Origin of the sequence: Curtobacterium citri (assembly GCF_030362955.1) — a bacterium.
Lineage (GTDB): Bacteria > Actinomycetota > Actinomycetes > Actinomycetales > Microbacteriaceae > Curtobacterium > Curtobacterium citri.
In genome coordinates this window covers 477,804-499,288 of record NZ_JAUCML010000002.1, presented here as the reverse complement: position 1 = coordinate 499,288, position 21,485 = coordinate 477,804, and the positions used below count along the sequence as shown (strand labels likewise).

16 protein-coding genes are annotated in these 21,485 nt (G+C 71.4%); 7 read left to right on the top strand and 9 right to left on the bottom strand.

Annotated elements, in window-relative coordinates; genetic code table 11:
- Nucleotides 1-231: 231 nt before the first annotated feature.
- The 3 genes from QUG92_RS04750 to opgC are packed head-to-tail and all read left to right on the top strand — an operon-like array spanning nt 232 to nt 5,278.
- Nucleotides 232-2,259, top strand: a complete 2,028-nt coding sequence (locus tag QUG92_RS04750) for a glycosyltransferase (RefSeq protein ID WP_259346030.1) — start codon at nt 232-234, stop codon at nt 2,257-2,259.
- Nucleotides 2,256-2,669 carry an ATP-binding protein gene (locus QUG92_RS04745; protein ID WP_289457882.1) on the top strand — a complete coding sequence of 138 codons (414 nt, stop codon included), beginning with the start codon at nt 2,256-2,258 and terminating at the stop codon, nt 2,667-2,669. The genes QUG92_RS04750 and QUG92_RS04745 overlap by 4 nt, the downstream gene beginning before the upstream one ends.
- Nucleotides 2,657-5,278, top strand: a complete 2,622-nt coding sequence (opgC, locus tag QUG92_RS04740; RefSeq protein WP_289457877.1) for an OpgC domain-containing protein — start codon at nt 2,657-2,659, stop codon at nt 5,276-5,278. The genes QUG92_RS04745 and opgC overlap by 13 nt, the downstream gene beginning before the upstream one ends.
- Nucleotides 5,279-5,694: 416 nt before the next feature.
- On the opposite strand, the gene QUG92_RS04735 is transcribed toward opgC, so the two are convergent.
- The 9 genes from QUG92_RS04735 to QUG92_RS04695 form a co-directional block, all read right to left on the bottom strand.
- Complete coding sequence (locus tag QUG92_RS04735; RefSeq protein ID WP_289457875.1) at nt 5,695-8,163, bottom strand: purple acid phosphatase family protein; 2,469 nt, start codon at nt 8,161-8,163, stop codon at nt 5,695-5,697.
- 296 nt (nt 8,164-8,459) lie between these two features.
- Nucleotides 8,460-9,338, bottom strand: coding sequence for a hypothetical protein (locus tag QUG92_RS04730; RefSeq protein WP_289457873.1), 879 nt, complete (start codon nt 9,336-9,338; stop codon nt 8,460-8,462).
- A gap of 102 nt (nt 9,339-9,440) precedes the next feature.
- Nucleotides 9,441-10,055, bottom strand: coding sequence for a response regulator (locus QUG92_RS04725; protein ID WP_289457871.1), 615 nt, complete (start codon nt 10,053-10,055; stop codon nt 9,441-9,443).
- Nucleotides 10,052-11,434: a sensor histidine kinase gene (locus QUG92_RS04720; RefSeq protein WP_289457870.1), complete on the bottom strand. Its 1,383-nt coding sequence runs from the start codon at nt 11,432-11,434 to the stop codon at nt 10,052-10,054. The genes QUG92_RS04725 and QUG92_RS04720 overlap by 4 nt, the downstream gene beginning before the upstream one ends.
- Before the next feature lie 140 nt (nt 11,435-11,574).
- Entirely contained in the window at nt 11,575-12,702 is a 1,128-nt protein-coding gene (locus QUG92_RS04715; RefSeq protein ID WP_289457867.1) for a Gfo/Idh/MocA family protein, read from the bottom strand.
- Nucleotides 12,699-13,538: a ThuA domain-containing protein gene (locus QUG92_RS04710; protein ID WP_289457865.1), complete on the bottom strand. Its 840-nt coding sequence runs from the start codon at nt 13,536-13,538 to the stop codon at nt 12,699-12,701. Before QUG92_RS04710 ends, QUG92_RS04715 begins: the two co-directional genes overlap by 4 nt.
- A gap of 50 nt (nt 13,539-13,588) precedes the next feature.
- Entirely contained in the window at nt 13,589-14,482 is an 894-nt protein-coding gene (locus tag QUG92_RS04705) for a carbohydrate ABC transporter permease (RefSeq protein WP_289457863.1), read from the bottom strand.
- The gene (locus QUG92_RS04700; RefSeq protein ID WP_411266607.1) at nt 14,479-15,429 is read right to left on the bottom strand and encodes a carbohydrate ABC transporter permease; all 951 of its coding nucleotides are present in this window, start codon (nt 15,427-15,429) and stop codon (nt 14,479-14,481) included. Before QUG92_RS04700 ends, QUG92_RS04705 begins: the two co-directional genes overlap by 4 nt.
- Before the next feature lie 65 nt (nt 15,430-15,494).
- Nucleotides 15,495-16,733 carry a sugar ABC transporter substrate-binding protein gene (locus QUG92_RS04695; RefSeq protein WP_289457861.1) on the bottom strand — a complete coding sequence of 413 codons (1,239 nt, stop codon included), beginning with the start codon at nt 16,731-16,733 and terminating at the stop codon, nt 15,495-15,497.
- Nucleotides 16,734-16,910: 177 nt separating this feature from the next.
- Here QUG92_RS04695 and QUG92_RS04690 point away from each other — a divergent pair, with 177 nt between their 5' ends.
- The 4 genes from QUG92_RS04690 (at nt 16,911) to QUG92_RS04675 (ending at nt 21,466) form a co-directional block, all read left to right on the top strand.
- Entirely contained in the window at nt 16,911-17,930 is a 1,020-nt protein-coding gene (locus QUG92_RS04690) for a LacI family DNA-binding transcriptional regulator (protein ID WP_182045504.1), read from the top strand.
- 373 nt (nt 17,931-18,303) lie between these two features.
- The gene (locus QUG92_RS04685) at nt 18,304-19,623 is read left to right on the top strand and encodes an ABC transporter substrate-binding protein (RefSeq protein ID WP_289457858.1); all 1,320 of its coding nucleotides are present in this window, start codon (nt 18,304-18,306) and stop codon (nt 19,621-19,623) included.
- On the top strand, nt 19,620-20,618 hold the full coding sequence (locus QUG92_RS04680) for a carbohydrate ABC transporter permease (RefSeq protein WP_289457856.1): 999 nt from the start codon (nt 19,620-19,622) through the stop codon (nt 20,616-20,618). Before QUG92_RS04685 ends, QUG92_RS04680 begins: the two co-directional genes overlap by 4 nt.
- Nucleotides 20,618-21,466, top strand: coding sequence for a carbohydrate ABC transporter permease (locus tag QUG92_RS04675; protein ID WP_289457854.1), 849 nt, complete (start codon nt 20,618-20,620; stop codon nt 21,464-21,466). The genes QUG92_RS04680 and QUG92_RS04675 overlap by 1 nt, the downstream gene beginning before the upstream one ends.
- Nucleotides 21,467-21,485: the final 19 nt, after the last annotated feature.

Below are 21,485 nucleotides of genomic sequence, written 5' to 3'. Positions count from 1 at the left end.
CGGCCGGGCGGGGACGGCGCCGACGCGAGCCCTCGGGGGACGCGGGCGGTCCGCCGGGGCCGCGCCGCGCCTCCCGGCCGACGGCTCGGACTGGTCGGACAGCGCCGACTCCTCGCGGGTCCGGTCCCCAGATCGGGGCGTCGGGCTGACAGGTGGGCAGCGCCTGCGGTAGACAGGCCTGTACGCAGCGCACTCACCAGCGCTGTCCGGCTGCAGCAGGGAAGGACGCCGATGACCGCGCTCGACGTCAGCCGTCAGGATCGTCGCCGACTCACCACCGGCACCTCGCCCCGTCGACTCGCGACCGTGCGCACCGTCGCGCTGCTCGCGTCGATCGCGGGCGTGAACTACATCGTGTGGCGCTGGGCCGCGTCGGTGAACTGGCACTCGTGGTGGATCGCGGTGCCGCTGATCCTCGCCGAGACGTACAGCGTGATCGACTCGCTCCTCTTCGCCTTCGGTGCGTGGCGGCTCCGCGAGCGCGGCGAACCACCGACCAAGCCGGCGGGTGACGTCACCGTCGACGTCTTCATCACCACGTACAACGAGCCGGTCGACCTGGTCGTGCGGACCGCCCGCGCCGCGAAGGCCATCAGCCACCCGCACGCCACCTGGATCCTCGACGACGGCAACCGGCCCGAGATGCGCGCCGCGGCCGAGTCGCTCGGCATCGGTGTCATCACCCGCGGTGCCGACTGGGTCGACCGCCCGCGGCACGCGAAGGCCGGCAACCTCAACAACGCCCTCCTGGCGACGCAGGGCGAGTTCCTGCTCATCCTCGACGCCGACCAGGTTCCCGAGCCGTCGATCCTCGACCGGACCCTCGGGTACTTCAAGGACGACCGGATGGCGCTCGTGCAGACGCCCCAGTGGTTCGAGAACGTGCCGGACGCCGACCTGCTCGGCAGTCAGGCCCCGCTGTTCTACGGCCCGATCCAGCAGTCGAAGGACGGCTGGAACGCCGCGTTCTTCTGCGGGTCGAACGCGATCCTCCGGCGCGAGGCGCTCATGCAGCTCGGCGTCACGCGGTACGTGCGCGAGGTCGAGGAGTCCGTGGAACGCACGATCAAGACCTCGCGGAAGCTCCTCGCCCGGGCCCGCGAGACCGAGACCGACCCGCGGGTGCTCGAGGCGCTCGACGGTGCCGAGCAGGTCGTCGACCGTGCACGGGACCAGATCGACCGCGGCGAGCCGCTCGGGGACGTCACCTACGACTTCCAGCGCGGCATCGACGCCATCGCCTACCGCTTCGCCGCCGCGGACCTCGAGTCCGTGCGCCGTGACCTGCAGGAGCTCGCGGCGATGTCGACCGAGGCCGACACCTTCGCCGGGCTCGACGACGCGGCGCTCGACGTGCTCGGGCGGCGCGAGGCCTCGCCGGTCGCCGCCATCGAGTCGATCGCGGTCCTCGCCCGCGCGCTCGACGTCAACCGCGACGACGAGGCACAGCCGATCATGCCGCTGGCGACGATCTCGGTGACCGAGGACATGGCGACCGCGATGCGCCTGCACGGGCTCGGCTGGAAGTCGGCGTACCACGACGAGATCCTTGCGAAGGGCCTGGCACCGGAGGACCTGCCGACCATGCTCGTGCAGCGGCTCCGCTGGGCGCAGGGCACCATGCAGGTGTTCTTCCGCGAGAACCCCCTCGTGCAGAAGGGCCTGTCGTGGGGGCAGCGCCTCATGTACTTCTCGACGATGTGGAGCTACCTGTCCGGCTTCGCCGCGATCGTCTACATCGCGGCACCGGTGCTGTGCCTGTCGTTCGGCGTGGTGCCCGTGCAGGCTTACAGCGTCGACTTCTTCGCGCGGCTCATCCCGTTCCTCGTGCTCAACCAGCTGCTCTTCTGGGTGGTGGCGGCGGGCAGACCGACGTGGCGCGGGCAGCAGTACTCGCTCGCGCTGTTCCCGGTCTGGATCGAGTCGGTCACGAGCGCGTTCGAGAACGTGTTCCGGGGCAAGCCGCTCGGCTTCCGTGTCACGCCGAAGGTCCGCGACGAGTCCGAGCAGAAGCCGCGGTGGGACCTCGTGAAGCCGCAGCTCATCGCGATGGGGGCGCTCGTCGCCGCCCTCGTGCTCATCGGGATCCGGTACCTGACCGGGCAGGCGTCCGGCATCGCGCCGCTCGTCAACACCGCCTGGGTCGTCTTCGACCTCTTCATCTTCAGCATCGTGGTCCGCGCGGTGCTCTACCGGGGACCCGGATCGGGCACCGTGCAGTCCGAGCACGTGTCCTCGACGGCAGGAGGCCCGCTGTGACCGACCACCACCTGACCTTCGACGTGCCCGCGGTGGCGGCGTCCCTCGACGAGGTCCAGGACCGCTTCGGCGCGTGGTGGGACTCGCTCGGGATCGACGACGTGCGGCTCCGGTTCTCGTTCGAGACCGCGCTGGCCGAGGTCGCGGCGAACATCGTCGAGCACACGCGTCGCCGTGACCAGGTCGCGGGGCGGCGCTACGCCGTCGAGCTCTGCGCGACCGAGGACGAACTCGTCGCGGTGCTCACCGACAACGGGATGCCGGCCGACGTCGACCTGTCGGCGGTGACGATGGCCGATGCCGACGAGGAGAGCGGGCGGGGGCTCGCGCTCGCGATCGCCGCGCTCGACCGGCTCGAGCACGAGCACACCGGCGGGCACAACATCTGGACGCTGGCGTGCAGCCGGTGAGGGGCGCCCTGGCGAAGGTCGTCGCCTCGGTCGTGGTGGCGGGGACGCTGCTGCTCGGGGGAGCACTGCCGGCGTCGGCAGCCTCGACGGCGCCGTCCGCGTCGCCGTCGCCGTCCGCGTCGTCGTCGTCCGCGTCGTCGGCACCCGCCGCGTCGCCGTCTGCGTCGTCGGCACCCGCCGCGTCGTCGTCGCGGTCGCCCTCCGGTGGTCTGCTGCCGGCCGACGGTCGGGCGTGGTTCGGACCCGACCTCGACTGGGGCTCCGACGCCCCCGACGGCTACGCCGGACGACTCGGTGCGGTGCCCTCGGTGTACGGCGTCGAGATCGAGTACCCGTTCGACCGCAGCGCGCGCGACGAGTTCCTGCGCGCCACCCGCGCCGCCGCCGCCCAGGGGGCCGTGCTCGCCGTCAGCCTCGAGCCGTCGCGCGCGCTCGACACCCTGACCCGGGCCGACGCCCGCACCGCGAACCGGCTGTTCCAGCAGGTGCACGAGCAGTACGACACCCAGCTGCTGGTCCGCTTCGCCCCGCAGATGAACGGCACGTGGGTGCAGTGGGGGCAGCAGCCGACGGCGTTCGTCTCGGCCTTCCGGGCCTTGGCCGCCGCCGTCCACGCGGGCGACTCCGACGCCGCCATGGTGTGGTCGCCGTCCTACGGCGCCGGCTACCCGTTCGGCGAGTCGGCCGGTCGCCTGGAGGACCTGACCGACGCCGACGTGGCGCGGCTCGACACGAACGGCGACGGCCGGCTCACCGCCGCCGACGACCCCTACGGCCCGTACTGGCCCGGTGCGACGAGCGTCGACTGGGTCGGCCTGTCGATGTTCTCCTTCGGCAAGGGCAAGGCGACCGAGGCCGCCGGACGCTACGTCCCCCTCACGAGCAACGAGCTGCCCGAGGCCGGCGAGGTCGAGGCCCGCTTCGACGAGACCTGGGGCTACGAGGAGCCGCAGACCGCCGGTTCGTTCACCGAGCGGTTCGCGCAGGGGCAGGACCGCCCGATGGTCCTCGACACCGGCGCGCTCTACGACCACTCGCTGCGCGGCGCCGACGAGCTGGCGATCAAGCAGGCCTGGTGGCGCCAGGTGATCGCCGCCGTGCAGGACCGCCCCGAGGTGCGGGCCGTGACCTTCCTCGAGACGAACCGCCGCGAGCCGGAGGCCGGCAACCGCGTGGCCGACTGGCGGGACACCGCGGTGCCGGGCATCGCCGGGTCCTTCCGCACCGACCTCGAGCAGTCGCGGCACTTCGTCGACGGTCCCGTCACCGAGCGGGTCACCCCGCAGGACGGCGCCGCCGCGATCAGCCAGGAGTACGAGACCGGCGGCGACCAGATGGCGTGGATCGTCTGGTGTGCGTTCGGTCTGGCGGCGGCGTTCCTGCTCAGCGGGATCGTCGGACGTCTGCTGCCGAGCTGGCGGTACCCCGACGACGGGAAGCCCGGGCGTGACCTCCGGCTCGACCTGTTCCGCGGCTTCATCATCCTGGCGGTGGTGATCACGCACATCGAGATCGGCGGCCCGTACTCGTACATCACGCTGCACGCGGTCGGCGCGATCACGGGTGCCGAGATGTTCGTGTTCCTGTCCGGCATGGTGCTCGGCATGACGTACCCGTTCGCCATCAAGAAGTTCGGCGAGTGGGTGGCGGCGGTCGGCGCGTGGAAGCGTGCCCGGAAGCAGTACGTCGTCACCCTCGCGGTGATCCTGGTCGTCTTCGCGCTGAGCTTCGTGCCGTTCCTGAACACCGACGCCATCACGACCTTCACCGACCGGGGCACCGGCACCGGTGGTGTCGGCGCGGAGGGCCGGGTCTACGACCTGTACCCGAACGCGATGCAGCTGCTGGCCTACCCGCCGCCCTGGTTCGCGATCCGGCAGTTCCTGCTGCTCGAGATGGGCCCGTGGCCCTTCAACATCATGGGGCTGTTCGTCGTGCTGAGCCTCTTCATCCCGCTCTGCATGTGGGTGGTCCGACGGGGCTTCTGGTGGGCGCTGCTCGTGGTGAGCTGGGGCCTCTACGCACTGCAGGCGCTCGTGCCGGAGCTGCGGCCGCTGAACTCCCAGTTCGAGTCGGTCTTCCCGCTGCTCACCTGGCAGGTCGTCTTCACGCACGGGCTCGTGCTCGGGTACTACCGACGACAGGTCATCGGGGCGCTCACGGGTCGGCTGGGCAAGGTGCTGATCGGCGTCGGCATCACCGGGTACGCCCTGTTCCTGGTCTACGTCTGGGCCGGCAACCACTTCGGCTTCACGCCGGTGCCGTTCCCGGCGTCGATGTACGACACCCTGTACAACACGGCGTACCAGCGCGTCGACCTGCAGTGGGGACGGCTCGTCGACATCGCGTTCTTCGCGATCGTGTCGTACGCGATCCTCACGGTGTTCTGGAAGCCGATCGCGACGGTGCTCGGCTGGCTCTGGATCCCGATCGGTCAGGCGAGCCTCTACGTGTTCGTGTGGCAGGTCTTCTTCGCGCTGGCGATCGCCTCGATCCCGGGCGTGGACTGGTACAACGGCTGGATCGGCTTCGCGGCCCACACGCTGCTGATCCTGCTCGTCTGGTACATGATCCGGAAGCGCTTCCTCTTCTCGGTCATCCCGCGCTGACGCCGCCGGTCCCGCCCGCGCGTGCTGCGGGCGGGACCGCGCGGTCGCTCCTGCCCGTTCCTTCCCATGGCGCGTGCGGTGGGGAGCGGGATCGGGCGTACCGGGTGGTCCTGGTCGACCGGGTACGCCCGTTCCTGCCCGGTACGCCCGGTTCCGCCCGGCGCGCGGGTGTCCGGTGGGGCAGCGGGGCCGTCCGATGCCCGATCCTTCCCATCGCGCGTGCGGTGGGAAGTGGGATCGGGCGTACCTGGTGGTCCTGGTCGACCGGGTACGCCCGTTCCTGCCCGGTACGCCCGGTTCCGCCCGGCGCGCGCCGCGCCATGCCCGCCCGGGACACAGGGGCGGGTTCCGGGCGACGGACGCACGGGAGGCACGGTGCGGGTCCGACCCGCACCGTGCCTCCCGTGGTGGTCGCGTCAGACGCGTCGGCGGCGGGCAGCCAGGGCGATGCCGAGCCCGGCGGCGATCGCCAGGGCACTGCCCGCGGCGAGCGGCAGGACGTCGGCGCCGGTGAAGGCGAGCTCGCCGGTCGGCTGACCGGTGACCGGGTCGATCACGAACGCGAACGTGGCCCACGTGGCGACGCTGCCGTCGGCGCGCTGGGCGACGAGGGTGTGCGTGCCGGACGCGAGATCGACCGGCAGCTGCAGCGTCAGCACGCCGTCGTCGTCGCTCGCGAGGTCACCGAGGTACTCCGCGTCCGAGTGCACGAACCAGTCGAACGGGGTACCGGCCAGGGCGCGGGGGACGGTCACGGTGACGGTGCCGGCCTCGACGTCGACGGCGTCCACCCGCAGCGTGTGCGTCGCCTCCGTCAGGGTCGACAGGTCGGCGGCGACGGGAGCGTCGTCGGCCGGAGCGGTCGGCTCGTCGCCGGGCTCGCCGGGCTCGGTGGGCTCGGTGCCCGGATCGGTGGGCTCGGACGGGTCCGCGCCCGGATCCGTCGGGCCAGTGCCCGGGTCGGACGGCTCGGACGGCTCGGACGGCTCGGACGGGTCCGTCGGCTCGGCCGGCTTCTGCAGCGTCACCGCGTCCACCACCGACAGGTCCTCCGACCGGTACGTCGTCATCGCGATGGAGTCGCCCGAGACCTCGACGTTGGTGAAGTTCGGCGTGTACTCCTGGTTCTGCACCGCCGCGAAGTCGAACGGACCCGGCTTGATGTCGTAGTACTTGCTGCCGGACGACGAGTTGGCCGTCACGTAGAGCACCTCGTCGCCCGACGGCGTAACCTCGGCGGCCGGCTCACCGGAACCGGTCGGGGTGGTGCCGCTCATGAGGTAGCTGCGGACGTACACGTGGTCGTGGCCCATGAGCACCAGGTCCACGTCGAGCGCGCTCAGTGCCGGCGGCAGGTCGGCGCGACGCGTGATGATGTCCGAGTCGTCGGCGTGCGAGGCCGTGCTGTACACCGAGTGGTGGAACGTGACGACCTTCCAGCGGGCCTCGTCACCGTGCTCGGCGAGCACCTTCCGCGCGAACTCCGCGTGGCCGGCGTCGTCCATGTCGTTCGAGTTGAACGAGATGTAGAGCGTGTCGCCGTAGACGAACCAGTAGTCGCCGCCGGCGCGCGCGGCGTCGGGCTTGCCGTGCTCGGCGCTGACGTTCGGCAGGTTGAAGTGCTGCTCGTAGGCCAGGCTCGCGACGTCGTGGTTGCCGATGTTCGTCACGAGCGGGATGCGCTGCAGCTGGTCGGGCGAGAGGAAGCCCTCGTACTGGGCCTCGTTCGAGGCCGTGTTCACCTGGTCGCCGGCGGAGAACACCATCTCCGAGTCGGGGAAGGCGCGCTCGGCGACGTCGAGCGTGTCGTTCCACCCGTCGGTGTCCGAGGCCGCGTTGCCGGACGCACCGATCTGGGCGTCGCCGATGAACAGGAACGAGTAGTCGCCGTCGCCGTCACCGGTGCGGAACGTGGTCACCGGGCTCCAGCCGTCGGTGTCGCTGCCGACGCGGTACGCGTACTCGCTCGACGGCGCGAGGCCGGCGAGCGTGGCGTGGTGGTACTGCTGCCCGTCGGTGGCGGTGCCCGAGGTGCTGGCGACCTCGGTGACGCCGGTCGTCGGGAAGGCACCGTCGACGAGCTTCGCCGCGGGGACGACCTGCGCGCCCTCGGGCGCTGCCGAGTCGGAGTACCAGGCGAGGTTCCGCGAGGAGGCGTCGGCGCCGATCGTCATCACGACGTCGGAGATCGTCGCGGGCCGCGCAGCGTCCACCGGTGTCAGGGACGGCATGTCGAAGTAGACGTCGGAACTGTTCGAACGGCCCTGGTACAGCGCGACCGCGATGTCGTTCGCGCCCTCGTGCAGGAGCGCGGCCTCGACCGAGAACGTGCTGGTGTCAGGGTCCGACCCGTTGTCGCCGGCGTACTGCACGTTCTGCGTGACGCCGCCGTCCTCGAAGCCGGCCACCTTCGTGCCGTTCACGTACACGACGAGGGCGTCGTCGTACACGACCTCGGCGGTGAGCGACTTCCACGCGGCGAGGTCGGTCGCGTCGGCCTCGAACGAGGTCCGGAAGAAGTACGTCGGAACGTCCTTGCCGTCCGCGAGGTACTGCTCGAGCAGCGTGTCGACGGCGTGCCCGCCGCCCATGCCGGTCGCCGAGCCGTTCTTGGCACCGAACGACCCCTTCGCGGTCTTCCAGTCGCCCGTGGGCAGTGCGCCCGTCGTCCAGGCGGTGCGGTCGGTCTGCCCGGCGGCGGGGTCGGACCCGTCCTCCAGGTACTGCCACTCGGTGGTCGCCGAGGTGACGAGCGGTGCCTCCTCGGCGGAGGCGGCGGGGACGGAGCCGATCATCGTGGTGGCGGCGATCGCGGCGAGGGCCGCGGTGGCGGCTCCGACCGTGCGTGCGGTGCGCCGCCGTCGTGCGGGGTGCTGCGGGGTCATGGTGTCCTTGTCGTCGAGACCCCCTCGTGGGGGCCGTGGACATCCGACCCGGCTGAGGTGACGTACAGGTTTCCAGCGGTCGTACGCAGGCGGAACTGTCAGCCCGCACAGCCTTCGGACCCGCGTCCGCCCGTTCCTTCCCATCGCACCCGGCGTGTGACGCGCGACGGGCGCTCAGACGGACGGGAGGCGCGGTGCCAGCCGGCACCTGGGCCCACGCCGCCGGTTCCGCACCGACGCGCCAGCGGCGGGGCGGCCGTGCCGGTGGGGAGCCTCCCGTCCGTCGCCCGGTCGCGTCAGCGCGACGTGGTCCCCAGCGGCTGCGGGTCCACCGGGTCCGGCGGGACCGGCAGCGAGCCGCGGATCTGGTTCTGCGCCTGGCAGTCGCTCGTGCAGTTCGTCGCGCCCTGCGAGAGCTCGACCGCGTCCTCGCCGAGCACGCCGCCGAGGCGTCCGCCGGGCTGCACGGTCCAGGTCGTGGTGGTCGCGGTCTGCGAGGTCTTCGTCGCGACCTGCGGGCTGTCCTTCCCGAGGAGCATCTGGTGCGCATCGCTGCCCGAGGACACCGCCGCGACGCCGTCACCGAAGTTGATCTTCCCCGTGTACGGGTTCGTGAAGTAGAAGAGGCCCGCGCCGAGGGTGTGCGTGAACGTCACCGGCTGCGCGAACTCGGTCTCCATCTGGAAGATGCCGCCCTGCGCGCCGTCCTTCGCCTGGATCTTGTACTTGCCCGCTCCCGTGCCGAAGATCGCGACGAGCGTGTCGTCGCGGACCTCGAGCGAGGACAGCTTCGTGCCGGCGAGCTGCGCGGCCGTGAGCGACGGGACCTTCGACGCGAACACCACGGTCGGCTTCGTCACCATCCGCTGCGAGTCCGGGGCACCCGTGAGCGTGTAGTCGTAGACGCCGAGGTCGGCGACGCGGATGTCGAAGCCGTTGTGCTTGCCGCGGACCGCGATGGTGCCGGAGACGGCGACGTCCTTGAGCTTGAAGTCCTTGCCCACCGCGGGGTTCGTCGTGGTGCCGTTGACGGTGACGGCGTAGTCACCGCCCGTCGAGGTCTTGCCGGACGCGTTCGCGGGGGAGACCCCGACGAGGGCTGCTGCGGCGACGGCGCCGAGCGCGACGACCGCGGCGATGCCGGCGGAGCGGCGTCGGGAGCGCTGGGTGTGCATGTGTGCCTCCTGAGGGCGACGGTGCGGGACGGAGCGTCCCTCGGGAACGATCGTCGCCGCAGCGCCACGCGGGCACCATCGGACCTTGGTACTAGTACCCGCTCACCAGCCGTGGTCGCGGGCCCACAGGGCGGCGCTCGTCCGGTCCGCGACCCCGATGCGTCGGAAGAGCGACCCGACGTGCACCTTCACGGTCCGCTCGGCGATCCCGAGCTCGGTCGCGATCTGGCGGTTCGACAGGCCCCGCGCGATGCGCACCAGCACGTCGCGCTCCCGCGGCGGCAGCTCCGGGCCGTCCGCCCGCGGTGCCGCTCCGGGCAGCAGCGCCCGGGCGACCCGGGGATCGATCGGGGTCTCGTCGCGCGCGGCGGCCCGCACGGCGGCGACGACCTCGTCCGGCGCGGCGTCCTTGAGCAGGTACCCGGTGGCACCGGCCGCCAGGGCGTCGCGCACGCGGCGGTCGTCCGAGAAGGTGGTGAGCACGAGCACCCGGACGGCGGGCATCGCGGTCCGGAGGCGCGCCGTCGCGGCGACGCCGCCCTCGCCCGGCATCGACAGGTCCATCACGACCACGTCCGGTGCGGTCTCGGCGGCGCGTTCGACCGCCTCCTCGCCGGTGGCCGCCTCGCCCACGACCGTGCAGTCGTCGGTCGTGCCGAGCACGGCCCGCAGCCCCTGCCGGACCAGGGCGTGGTCGTCGACGAGCAGGACCCTCACCGCAGGGCCTCGGTCTCGGCGGGGACCGTCAGCTGCCAGGTCGTGCCGGCACCCGGCGCGGTCCGGAGCACGAGCGCTCCGCCGGTGTCCTCGGCGACCTCGCGCAGCAGCGTCGTCCCGAGGTGTCCCGGCCGGGACGGTGCGTCGAGGAGGTCCGGCTCGAAGCCGGTCCCGTCGTCGGCGACGGTCACCCGCACGTCCGGGCCGTCCACCCGCACCCGGACGTCGATCCGGGTCGCGCGGGCGTGCTGCGCCGCGTTCCAGACGGCCTCGCGGACGAAGCGGACGGCGGCCGTCATGGCCGCCGGCGACGCCGCGACCGTGTCGGGGACGTCGACCACGGTCATAGTCCCCGCGCCGCGGGCCCGTGCGCACGCGTCGTCGAGCGCCGCGCGGAGGCCGTCGCGTTCGGGTGCTGCCGGACGGATCGTCGACATCGAGGTGCGGAGCGAGGACACGGCGGCACGGAGGGTCGTCGCGGCCGCCCGGGTCTCGGGCACCGACCCGAGGGACAGCGCGAGCCCCGCGACGTCCTGCACGGGACCGTCGTGCAGCTCGCGGGCGAGTCGGCGCCGCTCGGCGACCTCGGCGTCGAGCGCGCGTCCGAGCAGGCGTTCGCGCTGCCGCTGGCCCGACCGGATCCGCACGAGCAGCCACAGCAGCAGCGGCACGAGCAGCACCAGCACCACCCCGACCGTGCCGAAGGCCAGGGCGGCGAACGCGCCGCGCAGGTCGGCGGCGCGGGCGAGCACGTCGCCGTACGGGCGGTACGCCTCGAAGAGCAGCGCCTCGCCGGAGGGCGTGTGCACGGCCTGGTACGCCTCGAGCAGCGGACCGTGGCCCCGCTCGTACCGGTTCTCCGCGCCCTCGAGCTCGGACACCTCGGCGTCGGAGCGGTCGGTGCGCAGCGCTTCGAGGTCCTCGTCGGACAGCGGGAAGCGCTCGCCGACCAGCCGCGGCTCGTCGGACCACAGCACCGTGCCGTCGGCCGACCAGAGCTTCATCCGGACGGTCGACCCGGCGCTGACCTGCCCGGCGAGGGCGTCGTCCAGTCGCGCGCGTGCGGCGGCACGGTCGGTGGCGCTCGCCGCGGGATCGGCGACGGTGTCGGTGAGCGCGGGTTCGACGACGATCCGGGCGAGGGCCGCGGTGTCGGCGGTCGCGTCGCGCACCGCGAACGACTCCGCGACCCGCTGCGACACGAGCGTGCCGACGGTCGCCACGGCGGCGCCGCCGACGAGCGCGGCGAGGACGACGCCGACCAGCACGCGACGCCAGGGCGTGCGACCGGTACGGCGGCGCGGGTCGGCGGCGACGAGCACGAGGGGTTCCGGGGGCGTCCCGCTGTTCCCGCTGTCCGACGACCGTTGTCCGTGCACGGAGCAACCGTAACCCGAGCGCTGCTCGGGCCCCGACGGGACGGGACCACGGGAGCGGACCACGAGACGGACGGGAGGCGCGGTGCCAGCCGGCACCGCGCCTCCCGTCCGTCCCTGGTCGGGTCCGGAGACCGCTCGCCTCAGGCGGCCGTCGCGCGGTCCGCCGCGTGGGTGGACGCGAGCGCCTGCCGCACCGACGTCCACGCGGCGAGCCGCTCCCGGACGGCGTCGTCCCGTTCGACCTCGAGCGCAGTGGCGTGCGCCTGCTCGAGCACGTCGTCGACCACGACCCGCTGCCCGGACCGCGCCGACGCGATCGCGGCGTCGACCATCACCAGGCTCATCACGTTGCCGTGGACCTCGCCGTCGGGGACGACCCCGGTGCGGACCGCCCGGACGAACGACGCCAGCGACCCGGCGATCTCCGTCCCGACGCCCGGTGCCGCGGCCGGGGCACCCGGTGCGCCGTCGACGACGCTCGAGGGGTCGTGGTCGCCGTCCCACACCGCGGAGCCGGCAGCGCCGGTCGCCCGCCAGTCGCCGTTCCACGAGGTCTCGTCGCCGGGCGCGCACCACGAACCGTCGTAGACGTACCGGACGTCGTCCTCGAACGTGAAGACCGCTGCCGCGTTCGCGTCCCCGCGGTACCAGGACCACGACGGGTTCCAGGACTCGCAGTAGACCGACACCGGGTCCCGGTCGAGCACGTAGCGCGCCGAGTCGAACGCGTGGATCGCCATGTCGAGGAGCAGGACGTCGTCCATCTCCTCGCGGAAGCCGCCGAAGTGCGGGGCCTTCGCGAAGCGCGTGTTGAGGCCGCCGACCGCCCCGAGCGCCCGGACGTGCTGCCGGAACGCGACGAGCTGGTCGTTGTACCGGCGCGACTGGGACACCATGAAGAGCTGGCCGGTCGCCTCGGCGGCCGCCGCCAGGGACAGGGCCTCGGCGACGGTCTGCGCGGCGGGCTTCTCGCCGAGCACCGGCAGGCCGGCGTGCAGGGCGTCCATCGTGACGGGGTGGTGGGCGACGGGGACGGTGATGTCGAGGACGGCCTCGGCGCCGGTGTCGGCGAGGAGCGCCGGCAGGTCGCGGCCGACCGGGATCGACGGCGCCCCGGCCAGCTCGGCCCCCGCGCGCGCGGCGTCGAGGTCGAGGTCGACGACGCCGACGAGCTCGACGTCCGGGTCCGCCGCGACGGTGCTGAGCCATGCCCGGCCCATGCCGCCGGCGCCGACCTGCACGACCCGCAGCGGGGCGTGGTCGGTCATGCGCGGGCCTCGACGGTCTCGGTGGCTGCCGCGTCCTCGGGTGCGTCGGTGGTCGCTTCGTCCTCGGGTGCGTCGTCGAACGGGCCGCGGTAGTGCTGGCCGTCGAAGTACTCGCCGAGGTCGTAGCGGCGGAGCGTCGGCAGCTCGCGCTCCCGCTCCGGACGCGCCCACTCGGTGGCGTTCGCGATCACACGGCGGACGTCCTTGTGGTGGTACACGGGGAAGTCCTGGTCGCCGGGGGAGAAGTAGAAGATCTTCCCGAGCCCGCGGCGGTACGTCATGCCGCTCCGGAACACCTCGCCGCCGGTGAACCCCGAGATGAACACCAGCTCGTCGGGCGTCGGCACGTCGAAGTACTCGCCGTACATCTCCTGCTCGGGGATGACGATCGGGTTCGGGACACCGCGGGTGATCGGGTGCTGCGGGTTGACCGTCCAGACGAGCTCCTGGTCGTGCTCGCTCCGCCAGCGCAGCGTGCAGGTGGTGCCCATCAGCTTGCCGAAGATCTTCGACCAGTGGCCGGAGTGCAGGACCACGAGCCCCATGCCGGACAGCACGTGCTTGTGGACGCGGTCGACCACGGCGTCGTCGACGTCGGCGTGGGCGGCGTGCCCCCACCAGGTCAGGACGTCGGTCTCGGCGAGCACGGCGTCGGTCAGGCCGTGCTCGGGCTCCTGCATGGTCGCGGTGCGAACGACGGCGTCCGGCAGGTTCTCGCGGATGCCGTCGGCGATCGCGCCGTGCATGCCGTCCGGGTACCGCTCGGCGACGTGCGGCTCGACCTGCTCGTGGACGTTCTCGCCCCAGACGGTGACGCGGAGGGGGGTGCTGGTCATGGTGGGCCTTTCTGGCTCGGAGGGTGCGGGGGTCGTGTGCGGTGGCGTCGTCACTTGACGGCACCGCCGAGCGCACCCGCGGAGATGTAGCGCTGGGCGACGATCAGGAGGACCGCTGCGGGGAGGGACGCGAGGACGCTGGTCGCCATCACGGGGCCCCAGTCGGTGACGTTGGACCCGATGTAGTTGTAGATGCCGAGGGTGATCGGACGGACGGCGTCGGTGGACGTCAGGGTGAGGGCGATGAGGAAGTCGCCCCAGGCGCCGAGGAACGTGAACAGCGCCGCCGTGACGATCGCGTTGCGGCTGATCGGCAGGACGATCGACACGAAGGCCCGGAGGTCGTTCGCGCCGTCGACCAGTGCTGCCTCGACCAGGCTCGGCGGGATCGACTCCATGAACGCCCGCATGAGCAGGATCGCGAAGGGGACCTGCACGGCGCTGTCGGCGAGGATCAGACCGAGGTAGCTGTTGAGCAGCCCGACGTTGTTGAACAGCGTGTACAGCGCGTTCGCGATCACGATGCCGGGGACCATCTGCGTGACGAGCAGGACGAGCAGCAGCGTCCTCGTGCCGCGCATCTTGAAGCGCGCCAGACCGTACGCCGCCGGGGTGGCGACGGCGAGCGTCAGGACCACCGTGCCGAGGCCGATGATCATGCTCGAGACGAAGTTCTGCCCCTGCTGGGCGAACGCCGCCTGGTAGCCGGCGAAGGTCGGGTTCCACGGGAACCAGGTGGCGGTCGCGGCACCCGAGGTGGCCTGCAGGCTCGTGTTCACCATCCAGTAGACGGGGAAGATCATGATCGCGAGGAACACGATCCCGAGGACGGTGAACGGCAGGCCCTTCACCGAGCCGCGCGGGCGACGCGTGCGCTCGCCGCGTCGACGGGTCGTGATGGCCCTGGTGGCCGTGACGGTGCTGCTCGCGAGTCCGACGCTCATTCGTCGACCGCCTTCCTGGAGATCGCGATGTAGATCATCGCGAAGACGAACGAGACGACGATGAGCACGTTGCTCACCGCGGCTCCGATGCCGAACTGGAAGTTGATGAACGACTGGTGGTACGCGTTCGTGGCGAGCGTCTGGGTGGAGTTCGCCGGGCCGCCGCCGGTGAGGCCGAGGATGATGTCGACCACCTTCAGCGTGTAGACGACCCCGAGCACGATCACCACGCTCACGACCGACCGGATGCTCGGCCAGGTGATGTACCAGAAGGCCTTGAACCCGGTGGCGCCGTCGAGGGCACCCGCCTCGTAGAGCTCCGGCGGCACGGACTGCAGGCCGCTGTAGAGGATCGTCGTGTTGAAGGGGATGCCGAGCCAGACGTTCACGCCGATCACGGCGATGAGGGCGAGGCTCGGGCTGACCAGCCACGGCACCGGGCCGATGCCGACGACCCCGAGCAGCTGGTTGAGGGCGCCGCTGTCCTGGTCGAGGAGCCACTTCCACACCGCGCTCGACGCGATGAGGGGCAGCAGCCAGGGCAGGAGCAGCAGGCCGCGGAGGAAGCCGGACAGCGGGAAGTGCCGCCGGAAGAACAGTGCGAGGCCGAGCCCGAGGACGAACTGCAGCACGATGGAGCCGGCCGTGAACAGGGCGGTGTTGACGACGCTCGTCGTGAACACGCTGCTCGAGAAGACCGAGACGTAGTTGGCGAAGCCCACCCAGGGCGCCTCGCCGGTGAAGAAGGTCTTGGTCGTGTAGTCCTGGAACGACATCACGACGTTCTTGACGACCGGGTAGCCGAAGAACACGGCGACGAAGACCGCCGCCGGGACGACGAACAACCAACGGGTGAAGCCGGAGCGGAGCCGCGCGCGGCGCTGTCCCGGGCGGACGGGGGCCGCGGGCGTCGTCGCCCGGGGCCGGATCTGTGTCGAGGCGCTCAATGTCAGGTCCTTTGCGTCTGGGGACGGGAGGAACCGGTCGTGCGGACCGGCTCCTCCCGTTTCCGCTACTGGTTCTGCGACTGCGCCTGCTCGAGCGCCTGCTCGGGGTCGGCCTTGCCGGTCAGCGCGAGCTGGACGGCGGTGTAGATCTTCGTGGCGGCCTTGGGCCAGTCCGGGCCGAGCTCACCGGTGCGGGCGCGGGCGGTCTGCACCGTCGTGACGAACGAGGCGACGTCGGCGTGGTCCTTCGCCCAGGCCTTGCCGACCTCGATGTTGGTCGGCACGTTGCCGCTGACGCCGGCCAGGACGGCCTGCATCTTGTCGCTGTTGAGGCACCCGACGAACTTGCCGGCGAGTTGCATCTTGTCCTTGTCGCCGGTCTGCGGGACGGTGAACGCCTCGCCGCCCAGCGGGGCGACGGTCTCCGAGCCGGTGCGGGTCGGGATCGGGACGCTGTCGAACTGCAGGTCCTTCGCCTTCTTCAGCGCCGGCAGCTGCCACGGGCCGTTGATCATCATCGCGGCCTTGCCCGCGATGAACTGGTTGTTGACGTCGGCCTGCGCCCAGTTGATCGAGCTCTTCGACATCGAGCCGTCGGCCTGCAGGTCCTGCACGAGCTGGAGCGCCTGCGCCGCCTCCGGCGTGGCGATGTCCTTCTCGTCACCGCCGTTCGACCAGAAGAAGGGCAGGAACTGCCAGGTGCCCTCGTAGGTGTTGATGTTGCTCATCGCGAAGCCGTAGGTCGACCCCTTCGTCAGCGTCTTCGCGGCGGTCTTGAGCTCGTCCCACGTCTTCGGCGGCTGGACACCGGCGTCCGCGAGCAGCTTCTTGTTGTAGTACAGCGCGATCGAGTTCGTGTTCGGCTGCAGGCCGTAGAGCTTGCCCTCGAACGTGTTCGCGCCCTTGACGCCGGGGACGTCGTCGTCCGCGTCGAGGCCGTAGTCGGACAGGTCGGAGAGCGCGCCGGACGAGGCGATCTGCTGCACGTCGGGGTTGTCGAGCATGAGGACGTCGGGCAGGGTCCGCGACGACGCCTGCTGCAGCACCTTCGAGATGAGGCCGGCTCCGGCGACGTGGTTGATCTTCACCTCGACACCGACGTCCTTCGCGCACTGCTGGTACACGGGGTCGTAGTTCGCGTCGTAGTAGTCCTCGATCGTGAGGGTCTTGCCGCCGCCGCCGGACGACGAGGCGTTCCCGGAGCCGGAGCAGCCGGCCAGGACGAGGGGGACCGTCGCGGCGACTGCCACGGCGCCGACGAGGGCGCGGGTCCTGCGGGACGTGGAGCGGGAACCAGGCTTCATTGCACTGCTCTTCTCTTCGCGTTTGCGGGGGAGGACGCGGTGCGACGACTCCACTGACGTCGTCGTCGCGGTGGTCCTGGGGCGAGAAGCTAACAGAAAAGCGCTTCACCTGTAAAGCGCTTTTCTGGATCGGGGCGAGAGATATGCTCGTACCATCCGACCGCTCCAGGAGGCGTGATGGCGACGATGCAGCAGGTGGCCGACCGCGCGGGCGTCTCCATCGCGACGGTGTCCTTCGTCGTGAACGGCACGAAGTACGTCACCCCCGCGACGACCGCCAAGGTGACCGCGGCCATGCGGGAGCTGAAGTTCCGGGGCAACGTCGTCGCACGGGCGCTCGCGAGCCGACGGACCCGCATCGTCGCGCTGCTCTTCCCGACCACCGGCAACCGCTTCAGCTCCACCACCTCCGACTTCTTCATGAGCGCCGCCGAGCGGGCGTCCGAGCGCGGGTACCACCTGGTGCTCTGGCCCGTTGACCCGGCGGGGGAGGACCTCGACGACCTCGTCTCCGGCGGGCTCGTCGACGGTGTGGTCCTCATGGAGGTGCGGATGGAGGACCCCCGGGTGGTCAAGCTCGCCGACCTCGGCGTGCCCTTCACCCTGATCGGCCGGACGCGGGACAGCACCGCACTGCCGTTCGTCGACATCGACTTCGAGACCACGATCGAGGACGGCCTCGACCACCTGCAGGGCCTCGGGCACCGTCGCTTCGGGCTGGTGCTCGAGAACCTCGAGGGCACGCCGATGGCCGGGTACGCCCCCCACCTCCGGGTCGAGGACACCTTCCGGCGCTCCGTGGTCGACCGGGGCTGCACCGGCACCGTCGTGTACGCCGGTCCGGGCAGCGACGGCGGACGCGAGGCCGCGCGCGAACTCCTCGACGCCGACCCGGACGTCACCGCCGTGCTCGTGATGAAGGACGACTCGGCGGCCGGGCTCCTGGTCGGGATGTACGCCGCCGGGCGCCGCGTGCCCGACGACGTCTCGGTCCTGAGCATCGCGTCCTCCGCTGCGGCCGGCGACCAGCACCACCCGCGGCTCTCGGTGATGATCGCCCCGGGTCGGGAGCTCGGCGTCCGCGCGGCCGACGCCCTGATCGACCAGCTCGACGGCACCTCGGCCGAGCTCCCGCACTTCCTGCTGCCGTGCGAGCTGCGCCCCGCCGAGTCGACCGCCGCCGCGCCCACGCGCTGACGCGCTGCGCAACGCGAGGCTCGCCCAGGCGGACACTTTCGTGGCACGCGCCCCGCGAAAGTGTCCGCCTGGCCGAGACTCGTGCGCCGGCGAACGCGGTGTGGCCGGGCCGGCCGCCGGACGGGAGGCGCGTGCCGGGGTCGCCCCGCGCCTCCCGTCCGCCCCGCGCGAGCGACAGTGCTGCGCGAGGCTCGCCGCGGCGGACACCTTCGTGGCACGCGCCCCGCGAAAGTGTCCGCCTGGCCGAGACTCGTGCGCCGCCCCGCCACGCACCGCCACCGCACCGCACCTGTGCGTGCACTCAGGCTCGCTTGCCAGGGTGGACGGACAGGCACGCCGGGTGCACCGCCGCACCCCTCGTCGAGGAGGACGCATGGCCATCGACCGCAGACTCTTCCTGCTCGGGGGCGCGGGGGTGCTGCTGCTCGCCGGCTGCTCGACCCGACCCGAGCGCACGACCGTCGACCAGTGGCCGACGGACCCGCCGGAGGGCGACGTCACGATCAGCTGGTGGGCCGGGCAGATCGCCTCGAAGGACGGCGGGGACCTCCGTCGGCAGCTCATCGCGGAGTTCCAGAAGGAGCACCCGAACATCCGCGTCCGGATCGTCAGCGCGCCGAGCGACACCGACACGAACCGGACGAGCCTGACGACGCAGATCGCCGCCGGCAGCCCCACGCCCGACGTCTACCTCGGCGACGTCGCCTGGCCGGGGCAGTTCGCGAAGAACAAGCTCGCGACCCCGGTGAACCAGCTCGTCGGCGAGGACTTCTTCGAGCAGTTCCCCGAGGGTCTGCGGCAGGCGGCGAGCGTCGACGGGACCTACTACATGTTCCCGCTCTACATCGACGAGTCGTTCTTCCTGTACCGGCAGGACCTGCTCGACAAGCACGGGTTCCAGGTGCCGCGCTCGTGGGAGGAGGTCAAGGACACCGCCGCGAAGCTCGTCGACACCGGCGACGTCGACTACGGCTTCGCGTTCCAAGGCGACGTCTACGAGGGCCTGACCTGCAACGTCACGGAGTTCGTGGCGGACGCCGGCGGCTCGCTCCTCAACGACGACCTGACGAAGCCCGAGACGACGAGCTCCGAGACGAAGCGCGCGTTCGAGTTCATGCGGTCGCTCATCACCGACGGCGCCAGCCCCCGGGCCACCCTGACCTACCAGGAGCAGGACACGAACGACGCCTTCTCGGGCGGGCGCGCGGCGTTCCTGCGCAACTGGTCGTACGCCTGGGGGATCGCGAACGGTCCGGACTCGGCGGTCGCCGGCAAGGTCGGGCTCGCGGCGCGCCCCACCTTCGACGGCATGCAGGACCACCACTCGACGATCGGCGGCTGGGGGAACTACATCAACCCGCACACGCAGCAGCCGGCCGCCGCGCTGACCTTCGCGTCGTGGATGTCGAGCGAGACGGCGCAGCAGTTCCTCACCCGCGAGGGCGGAGTCCTGCCGGCGCGCAGCGCGAGCCTCGTCAGCGAGGACGCGAAGCGCCAGCAGCGCCCGACCTACGACACCGCCGCGGGCATCACGCTCGTGCCCCGCCCGACCTCCACGGCGTACTACCCGAAGGTCTCGCAGGGCGTCTACCAGAACGGCAACAGCATCCTCGGCGGGCAGGCGTCGGTCGACGGCGGCACCGGCGCGATGGCGTCGGCGATCTCGCTCGCCCTGTCGGGGGAGGCGCTGTGAGCGCCGGCACCGAGACGCGTGCGGCAGCGACGCGGTCGCAGACGACGGGCGCGGGGCGGACGGGAGGCGCGGGTCGCCACGACGGGTACCGCCCGACGACGGGGCGGTCGCGCATGGAGCGCATCCGTGCGCGGGGTGCGTGGGGCTTCGCCGCCCCGGCGCTCCTGGTCGTCGCCGCGGTCACGATCTTCCCGGTGGTGTACTCGATCGTCCTGAGCTTCGCGGACGTCGAGATCGGCTACGACGGGTTCAGCATCCAGGGCTTCGGCCTCGGCAACTACGCGGCGCTGCTGCAGAGCGCCGACTGGTACCGGGCGCTCGGCTTCACGGTGCTCTACACGGTCGTGACGGTGTCGGTCGAGCTCGTGCTCGGCATGCTCGTCGCCCTCGTGCTCGAACGGCTCGGGGTCACCCGCGGCTGGATGCTCGCGCTGCTCCTCGTGCCGTGGTCCCTCGTGACGATCGTCAACGCGCAGCTCTGGAAGTACATCTACGACTCGACGTACGGCGTCGCGACGTGGTTCTTCGGCCTGTTCGGCGACGCGCCGGTCATCCTCGGCGAACCGGTCCCCGCGATCACCGGGCTCATGGTGGCCGACATCTGGAAGACGACGCCCTTCGTGGCCATCATCCTGCTCGCCGGCCTCGTGCAGATCTCGGAGGACCTCTACGAGGCCGCCGAGCTCGACGGGGCGAACGGGTGGCAGACGTTCTGGCGGGTCGTCGTCCCGCAGCTGACCCCGACCCTGACGATCGCGGTGCTCTTCCGCGTGCTGCAGGCGTTCGGTGTCTTCGACCTGCCGTTCGTGCTGACGAACGGCGGGCCGGGCACCACCACCCAGTCGCTCGCGATCATGGGCTACAAGGTGCTCTTCCAGGACATCAACATCGGACCGGGCGCCGCGATCGCGACGAGCACCGCGGTCATCGTGGCCGTCGGGTGCCTGCTGTTCCTGCGGGCGTTCCGGAACCAGGCGAAGGGAGGGGATGCCTGATGCCCCGTCAACGTGTCCGCAAGGGCTGGCGGAAGTGGGTCAACACCGTGAACGTCAGCGGTGTCGTCATCGCGGTGCTCACGGCGCTGCCGCTGTACTGGCTCGTGTCGACGTCGCTCAAGCCGTCGTCGGAGATCGCCCAGTCGCCGCCGACGATCTGGCCCCGGTCGCTGACCTTCGACAACTTCGTCGTGGCCTTCCGGGACAACGCGCTCGGTCAGTACATGGTGAACAGCGTGATCGTGTCGGTGTCGACGACCGTGATCGTGCTCGCGCTGTCGTTCCTCGCCGGGTACGCCCTCGCCGGTCGGTGGATCAGGGGCCGCACGGCGATCATGACGTCGCTGCTCATGCTCTCGGTCTTCCCGGCGATCGCCGTCCTGACCCCGCTGTACCTGCTCGAGCGGAACCTCGGTCTGCTCAACTCGTACCCGGGCCTGATCATCCCGTACGTGGCGTTCAACCTGCCGTTCGCGATCTGGATCATGCGGAACTACCTGCAGGGGATCCCGTCGACCATCGAGGAGGCGTCCGAGATCGACGGCGCCGGCGCCTGGCGCACCGTCCTGTCGGTGATCCTGCCGATGGCGAAGCCCGGGCTCTTCACGGTCGGCGTGTTCACGTTCACGGCGTCGTGGAGCGAGTTCCTCATGGCGCTGACGTTCAACAGCGAGAACTCGTTCCGGACGATCCCGGTCGGCATCGCCCTGTTCGGCACCCAGTTCACCGTCCCGTTCGCGCAGATCTTCGCCGCCAGTGTCGCCGCGACGGTCCCGATCGTCATCCTCGTCCTGGTGTTCCGCCGGTCGATCGTGTCGGGCCTGACCTCGGGCGCGGTGAAGGGCTGAGACCCGGTCCCGGTACCCG